The following is an 11,950-nucleotide window of genomic DNA, read 5'->3' as shown; positions in this document are numbered from 1 at the left end:
ACGCCAGCCCGGCCAGGCTACAACCTCGTCACTCAAGACAGATAGATGGTAGCCATTGACTCATAAAATCCTTTGTTCACCCCAGCAGGAACCCTATTCACCCCAAAACAATCATTCTTCTCAACGCTCAGCAACGCTTTTGCGTACTGATTGATACGTAATTATACCCGGTTTCTTATCCGCTTACAGTTTATGAAAAGAAGTATTTTGGTTGTTGGTGTTCTGATGTGTCTGGCTTCCGGCAGTTTATATACGCTGGAATCCTGTAAGTCAGATACGACAGATACGGTTACGCCTACTTCGGCGTCCGTTTCGGCCCTTTCCTGCGGTTCCGCTACGTTCTCGGCAGCCGCCGTAAGCGGCACAGCCTATGCCGCCACCGCTACGGTACCTTATACGGGTGGTAACGGAGCTACGTACTCGGCCGGCAGTGCCATTGCCTCGACGGGGATAACCGGCCTCAGTGCTACCTTACAGGCGGGTACGCTGAGTAGCGGTTCGGGTAACCTAACCTATGCCATCAGTGGTACGCCGTCCGGAACTGGCACTGCTACGTTCGCGCTTAGCTTCGGGGGGCAGACCTGCAGTCTGGCGCTAACGGTTAGCTCAACCGGTTCTGGTACAACGACAACAAATTCCAGCACGGTTACTACCGCTCTGTCGGCAACGGCCACAACGAGCAGTTGCAGTTCGACCGGTATCGCCCAGATTGTCTGTTTGACGGAAGCCTTCAAGGCTACTTTATCCAGCATGCAACTAATGGCTACGCAACTCACCTACTCAAAGACCAACGCGCAGAAATGGTCGAATCTGCCAGCGGGTCTTTCGGCTCGTATAGGCATTAATCTCGGCTCGCTCAATACTACCCAGCTAGCGGCTTTCCGTAATCTGATGGTGGCCGTGTTAGCGCTGGGTACAACGAACGAAGGGTACGATGAGATGATCGGCAATTTAGTGGCCGACGACTATCTCAACACGATTGGCGGGGGTTCCGACTACGGGGCGGGTAATTACTATCTTTCTATTCTGGGCACGCCCAGCGCAACGGGCTTATGGTCGATTCTCTTTACTGGTCACCACTATACCCAGCCTTACACCTTTAACGGGGGGAGTATCACGGGAGTCACTCCTGCCTTTCGGGGCGTTGAGCCTCAGGCAGCCGTTACAGCCGCTAATCGCACCTACCAATCTTTTGAGCAGGAGCGGCTGGCGTTTGCGGCCATGCTGACGGGACTAAGTACCACCGAACAGACGACGGCCAAACTATCCAGTACGTTCACCGATCTGGTGCTGGGACCCGGTCAGGATGGCAAGTTCCCATCTACCCGGTCAGGACTACAGGTTGGCAATCTAAGCAGCGACAAACAGGCACTGGTACTGAATGCCATTAAGCTTTATGTCAATGATTTAGACGCTACCACGGCGGCCACGATCCTGGCCAAATACACATCGGAATTAGCCAATACGTACATCGCTTATTCGGGCACGACGGCGATGAGTACCCAAAACGATTACGTGCGGATCGATGGGCCAAACGTGTGGATCGAATTTTCGTACCAGGGCGGAGTGATAATTCGCAACACGCCCCACTCGCACTCCGTCTGGCGCGACCGGACCAGTGACTATGGCGGCAATTAATCGTTCACCGTACCTGATACCCTGTTTACAGACCCAGCTACTCACTCCTGACCATCCAGTCAGGGAAACTGTCTGGCAAGTTGATTGACTGTACTTTGTCTACTTTATTTTCTCATGAAAAAATCAATTTCTTTTGGCTTCTTATTGGCCGTATTGGTGGCCATCTTCTTCGCCTGTCAGGACCATGCCGTAGACCCCGGTACAGGCCCCGGCGGTACAACAGGACCTGGTAGCGGCACAGGCACGATGGGGCCCGGGACTAGTTCAGGGGTTTCGATAGAAGCTTCGTTAACGGTTACGGCCCTCATGTCAAATACGACCAGCACGAACACGACCTGTTCTGGCAGCACTGGCCTGGCGAACGTAGTGTGTCTGACGAATGCCTTCCTGAGTACGCTCGACGCTACGCAAAAAAACACAGCGCAACTGACCTACAGCCTGGCCAACGCCCAGAAATGGTCGAATCTGCCAGCCGGGCTATCCGCTCGGTATGGTGTCAATCTGGCGTCGCTGACGGCAACTCAACTGGCGGCCTTCCGTAACCTGATGGTGGCTGTACTGGCGCTTCATACAGCCAACGAAGGCTATGATGAGATGCTGGGTAATTTAGTGGCCGACAATGTGCTGTATTACGCTGGCGGGGGTACGACCTATGGGGCAGGCAACTTTTATGTCTCCATTTTAGGAACACCCAGTACGTCGGGCCTGTGGGAGATCCTGTTCACCGGTCATCACTACACGCAGCCCTACACCTTCAATGGACCTTCGGGATCAGGCTACACGCCGGCCTTCCGGGGCGTCGAGCCAACGTCTGTTGTTAGTAACACCGCCACTGGTCAGAGCTACCAATCGATGGAACAGGAGCGAGTAGCGTTTGCGGCCATGCTGACGGGCCTAAGCAGTGGAGAACAGACAACCGCCAAACTGTCGTCTACCTTTTCGGATATAGTGCTCGGGCCCGGTCAGGACTGGAAGTTTCCGACGACTAAAGCGGGTCTTCGTGTTGGCGACCTGAGCACCGACAAACAAAAGCTGGTGCAGGAAGCCATCAAGCTCTATGTCAACGATCTGGATGCGACCACGGCGGCTTCAGTACTGGCCAAATACACATCGGAATTAGCCAATACGTACATTGCGTACTCGGGCAGTACAAGCGTAACAGCCCAGAATGATTATATTCGCATTGATGGACCGAGCGTATGGATCGAGTTCTCGTACCAGGGCGGAGTGATCATTCGCAACACGCCCCACCCGCACTCCGTCTGGCGTGACCGAACTACAGATTACGGGGGTACTAAGTAATAAACACCCATGAAACAACTGTTTTTTCCCGTCAGCCGTCCCATCGGATGGCTGATGGTTTTTCTGATAAGCCTACTGGCAACCCTTCTGCCAGACGTAGCCTTCGCTCATCCTATGCCGAATTCGGTGGTGCTGCTGAATGTCCACGCCAATCGGATCGAGGCCGAGATTCAAATTCCCCTGGTCGAATTACAGGCTGCCTACGGACATGCGGTCAACGACTCATCGGCCGGATTGATCGAGCGGCTTGGTCCACAGCTTCGGGCTTATCTCATTCAACACATCCGCCCCCAAACGCCCGACGGACGTCCCTGGAACGTATCGATCAGTGAGTTGGCGGTGCAGGAAACGCAAAATCCAATCAACGGGGTCTATCGTGAATTGACGGCACAGGCTCAACTGGTTCCTCCTGTTGGAGCGGATGTGCGGCAGTTTATATTTTACTATGACGTCGTTTTGCATCAGGTCGTGACGCATAAAATTCTGGTATCAGTCCGGCAGGATTGGGCACGGGGGCAAATCGCTGATGATCAGCCGGTTCAGGTAGGAATTATTTCACTGGATATTGTCAACAACCGTATTCTTCCCCTAAACGTCAATCTGGAATCGGGAAGCACCTGGACGGGCTTTCAGTCCATGCTTAAGCTGGGTATGCGACACATTGCTGAAGGGACCGATCACTTGCTGTTCTTACTAGTACTACTGCTGCCCGCACCTTTGCTGGTTCATGGCGGCACGGTCCGACGATTCAGCTGGGGTAGCTTTGGTGGTGTGCGATATAGCCTGATTCATCTGTTGCAGATTGTAACTGCCTTCACCGTGGGGCATTCCATTACGTTGCTGGCCGGATCGCTGGGGTGGGTACGCTTGCCGTCTCAGCCCGTTGAAATCCTGATTGCCGTATCGATTCTGGTGTCAGCCGTTCATGCGTTACGTCCCTTATTTCCAGGTCGGGAGGCTTGGGTAGCTGCTGGTTTTGGTTTGGTTCATGGCCTGGCGTTTGCTAGTACGCTCGCGAATCTGCAACTGGATGCGGGTCCGATGGCGTTGAGTATCCTGGGTTTCAATCTGGGCATCGAACTCATGCAATTGGTTGTCATTGGCCTGACGGTTCCCTGGCTGATTCTGTTAAGTCGTACTTCGGCTTACCGATATGTACGCATCGCAGGCGCTGTTTTAGCCAGTATTGCTGCCGTTGCCTGGGTCATTGAACGGATCACGGGCCAGAGTAATATACTGACAAAAAGCGTCGAGCAGGTCGCTGGGTACGCACCTTATGTACTTGTGGTACTAGCCCTGTTGGCCTTATTTTTCACCCGCCGAATGAAGCAGGCCAACGTTTGATTCGTTATGAAACCCGTTTTTCTCCTTTTTACTTTTCTCTTCTTTTCTCAGACCGTTTATGCGCACTTGGGAACGCTTACCGGTACGGTGGTCGATGGAACGACCCGCCTTCCACTACGTGGGGTGACCGTACAACTGGTTGGCGTAGAAAAAGCGATGCTGACCGACGAATTAGGGCGTTACCGCTTCGACGGTCTGGCTGCGTCACCCTACAAAGTTGAATTTTCGCACGTTGGCTACGCGCCACTCGTACAGGAAGTTATCATCGGCGATGACCAGACGACGCATATTCAGACGAGTCTGACCGTAGTTCCGGTGACTCTAAGCGCCGTCACCGTGTCGGCACTGAAAGCGCATGATCAGCAGTTGATTAGCAGCCTGGATATTAAACTGAGACCGATTACCAACTCGCAGGAAATCCTACGGCTGGTGCCCGGTTTGTTTATTGGACAGCATGCCGGAGGGGGAAAAGCCGAGCAGATTTTCTTACGGGGGTTTGATTTGGACCACGGTACCGATATTCGCCTGACCGTTGATGGCATGCCGGTCAATATGGTGTCGCACGCGCACGGACAGGGCTATGCTGATCTGCATTTTGTCATTCCGGAACTGGTCGAAGGCGTTGACTTTAAGAAAGGCCCCTACACTACGGACAAAGGTAATTTAGCAACAGCGGGTTGGGCTGATTTTCGAACCCGCACTACGCTGGATCGGTCGTTCATCAAACTGGAGGCTGGTCAATTCAATACGTACCGGGCGGTGGCTGGCCTTGATTTACTGGGCAACGGTCCGGCGTACCGGCGCGGAAAGACGAAAAACCAGTCGGCGTACCTGGCTTCCGAATATTCATACAGCGATTCATACTTCGATAATCCGCAGCATTTCAAGCGCGTTAACGTAGTGGGTAAGTACCACAATCACATTGGCGAGAACACGAACGTAACACTCACGGCTTCGACGTTTTGGAGTCAATGGAATCACTCCGGCCAGATTCCAGATCGGGCCGTTGACTCAGGACTGATCAACTGGTTTGGCTCCATCGACCCAACCGAAGGCGGAGAAACCAGTCGAACGAATGTCAACGCGCAACTAGTGACAATAACCCCGCGTAATCACACCATCAAAAATCAGTTTTTCTACAGCAATTACAACTTTGAACTATATTCCAATTTCACCTTCTTTCTGAACGACACGATCAATGGCGATCAGATCCGGCAGAAGGAACACCGAAATCTGTTTGGCTATAATGGCAGCTATTCCACGCAAGCAAGTGTAGGCAAAACCAGTTGGACAACAACCCTGGGTGCTCAGTATCGTCAGGACGTAACAGACGGGACGGAATTGTCGCATACAAAAAACCGGGTCGAAACCCTGAATCAACTTCAGTTTGGGAACGTCAACGAAATCAATGCGGCTTTGTACGCCGACGAGCTGGTTCAGGTTTCCAGCCGGTTTACTGTCAATGCCGGCGTTCGGGTCGATTATTTCCGTAGCCAGTATGCCGACCAACTAGTCACGCCCGTTGCGACCAAACGGGTCACACAGGCCATCGTATCACCTAAACTGAATTTTTATTACACCATCAATTCAAGAGCGCAGCTTTATCTGAATACGGGTAAAGGATTTCATTCCAACGATGCGCGGGTGGTTACGGCCCAGAATGGTCGGGAGATTTTGCCTGGTGCGTACGGCTCCGATCTGGGCATCATTGTGAAGCCTTTCCCGAAACTGCTCATCAACGCAGCGGCCTGGTACCTGTGGCTGGAGCAGGAATTCGTTTACGTGGGTGACGAAGGTGTGGTGGAGCCCAGCGGACGATCACGTCGGGCTGGCATTGATGTGTCAGCTCGCTATCAACTCACCAAAAGCCTGTTCGCTGATATTGATCTGAACACGGCCAATCCCAGATCGCTAGATGCCGAACCAGGTCGAAACTACTTGCCGCTGGCACCGGTGTTTACGTCAACGGGTGGTTTGTCTTTACAAACGTCGTACGGCCTAAGCGGCTCAGTACGTTACCGATACATGGCGGATCGACCGGCAAATGAGGACAACACGATTATCGCCAAAGGCTATTTCGTTACCGACATGCAGGTGAATTACGCCCGGCATGGATGTGCCAGAAAAAACTACACACTTGGTTTATCGGTGCAGAACCTGCTGAATACACGCTGGAAGGAAACGCAATTCGATACAGAAAGTCGCCTGAAAGGAGAAATCGCTCCGGTCGACGAAATTCACTTTACGCCCGGCACGCCCTTCTTTGCCCGCTTAAGCCTCACGTATTTCTGGTAATTGGCTGATAAGACTATGGTTTCCAATCAGTCTTTATGCTGAAAAATCCGGCTTAGGTCGATGCTTACCTGCCAACTGTCGATTAGGTCGAGTCAGCCGGTTTTTTCTGTTTTGTTTTGCATACGCATTCCCCGAATGAAGCCAAACAGATCCTGTTCGGGATTCAACGACTAACGCTAATTCACCAGACAAGATGTTTAAACCAATAAAGGCGCTGACAATCACCTTCGTTAGTGTTTTGACGGGGCAGATTGCCCTTGCGCAGTCAAGTGATCCGCTGCTTTTTCCTAAAAATGCTTTTACGGTTGAGACGAAGACGGTGAAAACGTTGGGGGGTGAGAAGACGGTAACGTACCGCTCGTACATGCACATTCCCTACGTAGCGAATCCCGTAGACAAAGAGTATCAGAGTCTGAACGTAAGCGTTCCGGTTAAAGTAAACAATGCCGACATTGATGCAATTAACGCACCGATCCTTTTTGTCATTGGCGTTGGTGGATACATGTCGGTCAACAACGTACGCGGACGTAGCTTTGGTCCGGGTGGTGGCCCCGGCGGCAACATGGGCAATGGTCCTGGTGGACCAGGCGGGGGAAACAGACCAAGTGGTCAGCCTGGCGGTCCTGGTGGATTGCCACCTATGGGAATGGGTGGTCCAGGAGGTAATGCCAATAAAACAAGTGGCAAAGCAGATCTGGCGCTGGCTGCTGGATACGTAGTAGTTTCGCCCGGTTGTCGCGGACGAGACAACCAGGCCGCCGACGGTACGTATTATGGCAAAGCCCCGGCGGTGATCGTTGACCTGAAAGCGGCTGTTCGGTACGTCCGGCATAATAAAGGCGTGATACCCGGCAATGTCGACTGGATTGTTTCTACGGGCGTTAGTGCGGGTGGTGCGATGTCGGCACTATTGGGCGCTTCCGGCAATAGTCCGTTGTACGAGCCGTATCTGAAAGAAATTGGCGCGGCCGATGCTCCTGACAATATCTTCGCGATAGCCAGTTTCTGCCCAATTGCGGACCTGGAACATGCCGACGGAGCCTACGAGTGGATGTATGGTACGTCACCACTAAAATCGGGTCTGGTCGATCAGGACCTTTCTAGCCAACTCAAAGCGCTGAATGCACCCTATCAGGCATCCCTGAAGCTCAAGGGCAAAAATGGGTTTGGCACGCTTACCGCTGACAACTACGACCAGTATCTAACAACGTATTACCTGATTCCATCGGCCACTACGTATCTGAACGGGCTAACGGACGAGAAACGGAAAGAGTATCTGGATAAGAATACCTGGATGACGTGGAACGTAAAAAGCGCGTCGTTCTCCTTTGCTGATTACGTAACGCACGTTGGTCGGATGAAAGGCCTGCCTGCTTTCGATGATTTTGACAAGAAACAACCTGAGCCCAGTGAGTTTGGCAATAAAACCATCAATTCCCGACATTTCACCCAGTTCAGTTTGCAGCATAACGACAAGAACGCTACGTTGGATGAGGACGTAAAAAAGCTGGTAAACCTGATGAATCCGATGTATTTCATCGGTCAGAAAAACAAGGGTAGTGCCCAGCATTGGTGGTTCCGTCAGGGTTCGTCCGATGCGCATACATCGCAGACCGTAATGGCCAATCTGGCTACCAGTCTCGAAAATCAGAATAAAAACGTAAGCGCCTTGCTGTACTGGGATGCTGGTCACGGGGCTGACAATGATCCGGAAGATTTTGTTGCCTGGATGGGCAAGATTACGGGCGCATCTAAACCGGCTAACGTTCGCAAATAAGTAACACCCGGCTCGATAAAACCAAGCCCTCAGGTTATACCGCCTAAACGTGTATAATCTGAGGGCTTAGTCTTACTAATATATTTTCTATTCTACTGGATATCCACGCTAAACATGGCCTATTCGTCCGGCTGAGTGATCAACCTGATTGGTTGGCGCCCAGTTAATGTCGTGTTTATTTCGACGTGAGTTGTGTGCTTAACAACGTATCCAGATTTTCCAGTCCAGCCGTAAAGCCTTCTTTGAAGCCCATGTTAATCGTTTGCTCCAGATCGGCAAGCTGGTCATAGGTAATAACAATATTCACGAGGGTAGACTCCCCTTTGTTGGTAAAGGTGTTTTCCCACAGTGAGCGGGGCATATCTGTATTGATCGTCCCGTTTTCGTCGCAGAAGCCGTCAAGGGCCGAAAAGCTTTTTTGAGGCTCAATGGTTTTGAAGTCGGCTTTTGACCAGTGCGTTTCCCCATCCGGCCCGATCATAGCATAGAGCCACGAACCGCCCGGCTTGAAATCCATTGATTTCGTTCGGACATGCCAGGGTTTGGGTGCCCACCACTGATCGAGCAATTCACTTTCGGTCCAGGCTGACCAGACCATCGGTAGTGGTGCATTGAATTCACGTTCTACATTGATCTGCTTGTTGTCTTTGTCAACTACGAAGTTCATGAGGGGTGCTTTGTTCATTTCTGTTCAGTTTTAAGTTTAGTTAATACGTCGTCTAATTGGGCAAAGCGTTTGTCAACCAGCGATTTGAACTGCTGAAGCCACGTATCGATCTGGTCCATTTTGTCAGGATTAATGTGGTAGTAGATCTCCCGACCTTGCTGCTGCTGGTTCAGTAATTCGCATTCCAGTAGGATATGAATATGCTTGGAAACAGCCTGACGACTGCTATCAAAATGCTCTGCCAGTGCGTTGGGTGTCATGGCCTGTGTGGCAATTAAAAGTAAAATGGTCCGCCGGGTTGGATCAGCAATTGCCTGAAAAACGTCTCGTTTCATAACATCGGCCTTTTATGTGCAACTAACTGGTTGCAAATGTACGCGCAACTGATTGATTGCACAAGTGAAAGTCCGAGAATATTTATACTCTCCTGACCTATCTGTTAAGTTGCAGATCGATCAAACTAATCATAACATAAAAACGCTACGTAGTCGGGGTTCATTATCAACCATCGGCTACGTAGCGTTTTTGCTTTAATTCGATATTCGTGTTGGTCGTTATTACGCCAGTGCTTTCCGGGCTTCGCGGTCTGGATCATTGGCCAGCGCGGGGAGGTCGTCAAGAATCATGGTTTCGCCGTTTTGGGGGGTATATGGTTTCCAGGTGGGTAAACCGCCCCCATTCGGATTGCCAGTCTTCACGAAATTGATAAAGGAACCAGCCATCTTTTCCGATAGCGCTCGGGGCCGTTTACCTCCGCCCGTGTGCGTCAGCATCAGGTCGGTGTTGTAGAACCAGAAACAAATATCGTCGCAGTGGAAAGCCCGCATCCGGCCATCGAACAGCGGAGGTTGCCAGCCAAACCACGCTACGTATACAGGCGCCTTTTGCTGGCTCGACTTGGCATTGGCGGTCGCCACAACATTCTTTCGGTTGGATACAATCAGTGCCCAAATCTCGATAGGCCGGGCTTTCGGGAAGTTTTTGGCATAAGCATCCACAATCTCGCCCGATTTATCGCCGAAGCGGGATTTGAGCTTCTCTTTCACTTCAGCCAGCGAAATACCTTCTAAGGAAGCATCGGTCCGGTCTGGATTTTGCTCGTGAAACGTAGAGCAGATCATCAGCGGAATAGCGGCCGAAAAGTGGTTGGGATCGTTGAAAAAAGCACCATCAGCTAAGTAAGTACCGTCACCAACAGGAGAGTATCCTCCCCGCTGGATATTCATCCGTTTCGCTTCGTCGGCCATTTTTTCGACGGCCCGATTGGCGATATCAATGTATTGTCGCCAGGGAATTTGCTGGAGCTTGTCGACCTCACCCGGTTTCAGACCCGCTTCCTCTATTACCTTCAACCCTAGTTTTTCAGCGTACTCTTTGTTGACACCAGCCAGTGAGCTGCCGCTTAAGGCCACCGCCTTATGAAACAGACCCTTCGCAGATGGCATATTCATCAGGGTAGTCACTTTAGCGCCCCCGCCCGACTGCCCAATAATCGTTACGTTGTTCGGATCTCCGCCAAAATTGGCAATGTTCTTTTTCACCCATTCGAGGGCCATAACCATGTCCAGATTGCCGACATTACCAGAAGCTTCTGAACCTCCGGCAGCTTTAAGGTCGGTATACCCCAACGCGCCGAGCCGGTGATTGAGGGAACAGAAGACGACATTACCAAAGCGAGCCAGGTTTTCGCCATGATACCCATCCTGTTCGACAGCATTCCCATTGACGAACCCGCCCCCATGCAACCAGACGACTACGGGCCGTTTCTGAGAATCGAGTGCGGGCGTCCATACGTTCAGTTTCAGGCAATCTTCCGAAACGTCATCGTAGTTCCAGTGGTCTACAAACGACGCATAGGGATTGGCATACCGCTTTTCCATAATCTGGGGAGCTGAGTTTCCCCACCAAATCGCCGGACGAATGTCGGTCCAGGGTGTGGGTTTCTGTGGGGGCATAAACCGGTTTTTACCCGACGTATCAGCCCCGTAGGATACACCTAAAAACTGGTGGATGCCGCGCAGGATGAAACCCCGGACTTTTCCATATTCTGTATTGGCTATGGCGATGTTGTCGCCCACAAACAAAATCTGCTCGTCTCCTGCCCTGGGGACTTTGGGGACCGACAAGTCCGAAGCAGTGACTGCGGGCGATGCGCCTAAAGTAGCCACGCCAACGCCCAGCGATTGAAGGAAATTACGTCTTGACGGTTTCATCGAATGCTTTTGGTAAAGGTTAAAGAAACGTAAAACTAAGCTACTGGTAAAGCATACCCTCTCACTGATTTACTGCATTTTAACCAGGCATTAGACCAGCGAACTGACTTAATCGAAGGGTAAAAATGCGCTGATTGCAGACACAAATCGAACAATAGTCGGACACTATTGGAACATCGCTCAGTAAGCGGCCTGACGAACAGCTATTTTTACAGTTATAGTCGAGTTCAAGAACGAACTGTTTTCGTGTATGAAATATCCTTCGCTTTTACACAGCATTCGTTTAGGGCTACTTTTCATTGGTATACTTGTCAAGCATTAATTCTAAACTCCATCGGTAATCCCGGTGGTTAGTCATTTACCTATGACCCTAACGACCGACGGCGGTTCAGTAAAAGGATTGGATCAGGTCGTTTGTCTGGTCAATGCGTTCAAGGCTACGCCCTCCTTCCAGAGCGTGGACCCCATAGCGCCGATAACGATTAATGGACACACTTACCAGTCGATGAAACAGGAGCGGCAGACAGTTGCTACGTTGTTGAGGAGTCTAAACAATAGTGAACAGGCTGCGGCCAAGCTATCCACTACGTTCCGCGACGTATTGTTCGGAACCTACTGATTCGTGAATTAATCTGATTGGCTCTTTGACAAATTTCTAAACTTTGCCAAAGCTGTAAACTGACTATTAGTTAAACTTTACGGCCTTACTTGCAA

The 11,950-nt window shown here is 51.2% G+C and carries 9 protein-coding genes; 6 read left to right on the top strand and 3 right to left on the bottom strand.

Annotated elements, in window-relative coordinates; genetic code table 11:
- Positions 1-192 precede the first annotated feature (192 nt).
- The 5 genes from IC230_RS08460 (at position 193) to IC230_RS08440 (ending at position 8,356) form a co-directional block, all read left to right on the top strand.
- Entirely contained in the window at positions 193-1,638 is a 1,446-nt protein-coding gene (locus tag IC230_RS08460; protein WP_191038530.1) for a DUF3500 domain-containing protein, read from the top strand.
- 114 nt (positions 1,639-1,752) lie between these two features.
- Entirely contained in the window at positions 1,753-2,940 is a 1,188-nt protein-coding gene (locus IC230_RS08455; protein WP_191038529.1) for a DUF3500 domain-containing protein, read from the top strand.
- Between the two features lie 9 nt (positions 2,941-2,949).
- Positions 2,950-4,284, top strand: coding sequence for a HupE/UreJ family protein (locus IC230_RS08450; RefSeq protein ID WP_223860429.1), 1,335 nt, complete (start codon positions 2,950-2,952; stop codon positions 4,282-4,284).
- Positions 4,285-4,290: 6 nt separating this feature from the next.
- On the top strand, positions 4,291-6,579 hold the full coding sequence (locus IC230_RS08445) for a TonB-dependent receptor (protein WP_191038528.1): 2,289 nt from the start codon (positions 4,291-4,293) through the stop codon (positions 6,577-6,579).
- A gap of 193 nt (positions 6,580-6,772) precedes the next feature.
- Positions 6,773-8,356 (top strand): subtype B tannase, encoded by a 1,584-nt coding sequence (locus IC230_RS08440; RefSeq protein WP_191038527.1) that lies wholly within the window; start codon positions 6,773-6,775, stop codon positions 8,354-8,356.
- Positions 8,357-8,531: 175 nt separating this feature from the next.
- On the opposite strand, the gene IC230_RS08435 is transcribed toward IC230_RS08440, so the two are convergent.
- The 3 genes from IC230_RS08435 to IC230_RS08425 form a co-directional block, all read right to left on the bottom strand.
- Positions 8,532-9,041: an SRPBCC family protein gene (locus IC230_RS08435; RefSeq protein WP_191038526.1), complete on the bottom strand. Its 510-nt coding sequence runs from the start codon at positions 9,039-9,041 to the stop codon at positions 8,532-8,534.
- Positions 9,038-9,358 (bottom strand): ArsR/SmtB family transcription factor, encoded by a 321-nt coding sequence (locus tag IC230_RS08430; protein WP_191038525.1) that lies wholly within the window; start codon positions 9,356-9,358, stop codon positions 9,038-9,040. Before IC230_RS08430 ends, IC230_RS08435 begins: the two co-directional genes overlap by 4 nt.
- Before the next feature lie 222 nt (positions 9,359-9,580).
- Positions 9,581-11,236 (bottom strand): carboxylesterase/lipase family protein, encoded by a 1,656-nt coding sequence (locus IC230_RS08425; protein WP_191038524.1) that lies wholly within the window; start codon positions 11,234-11,236, stop codon positions 9,581-9,583.
- Between the two features lie 364 nt (positions 11,237-11,600).
- Here IC230_RS08425 and IC230_RS08420 point away from each other — a divergent pair, with 364 nt between their 5' ends.
- A complete protein-coding gene (locus tag IC230_RS08420) occupies positions 11,601-11,855 on the top strand; it encodes a DUF3500 domain-containing protein (RefSeq protein WP_191038523.1) in 255 nt (84 codons plus the stop codon).
- The last annotated feature ends 95 nt before the right edge of the window (positions 11,856-11,950 follow it).

Source organism: Spirosoma validum, from assembly GCF_014699035.1.
GTDB lineage: Bacteria > Bacteroidota > Bacteroidia > Cytophagales > Spirosomataceae > Spirosoma > Spirosoma validum.
The sequence above is the reverse complement of the archived record's forward strand: the minus strand, read 5'-3'. Positions and strand labels throughout refer to the sequence as shown.

Bases quoted from the DNA above. Each gene is read 5' to 3' on its own strand.
- IC230_RS08460 (WP_191038530.1), top strand. From the start codon at position 193: ATGAAAAGAAGTATTTTGGTTGTTGGTGTTCTGATGTGTCTGGCTTCC.
- IC230_RS08455 (WP_191038529.1), top strand. From the start codon at position 1,753: ATGAAAAAATCAATTTCTTTTGGCTTCTTATTGGCCGTATTGGTGGCC.
- IC230_RS08450 (WP_223860429.1), top strand. From the start codon at position 2,950: ATGAAACAACTGTTTTTTCCCGTCAGCCGTCCCATCGGATGGCTGATG.
- IC230_RS08445 (WP_191038528.1), top strand. From the start codon at position 4,291: ATGAAACCCGTTTTTCTCCTTTTTACTTTTCTCTTCTTTTCTCAGACC.
- IC230_RS08440 (WP_191038527.1), top strand. From the start codon at position 6,773: ATGTTTAAACCAATAAAGGCGCTGACAATCACCTTCGTTAGTGTTTTG.
- IC230_RS08435 (WP_191038526.1), bottom strand. From the start codon at position 9,041: ATGAACAAAGCACCCCTCATGAACTTCGTAGTTGACAAAGACAACAAG.
- IC230_RS08430 (WP_191038525.1), bottom strand. From the start codon at position 9,358: ATGAAACGAGACGTTTTTCAGGCAATTGCTGATCCAACCCGGCGGACC.
- IC230_RS08425 (WP_191038524.1), bottom strand. From the start codon at position 11,236: ATGAAACCGTCAAGACGTAATTTCCTTCAATCGCTGGGCGTTGGCGTG.
- IC230_RS08420 (WP_191038523.1), top strand. From the start codon at position 11,601: ATGACCCTAACGACCGACGGCGGTTCAGTAAAAGGATTGGATCAGGTC.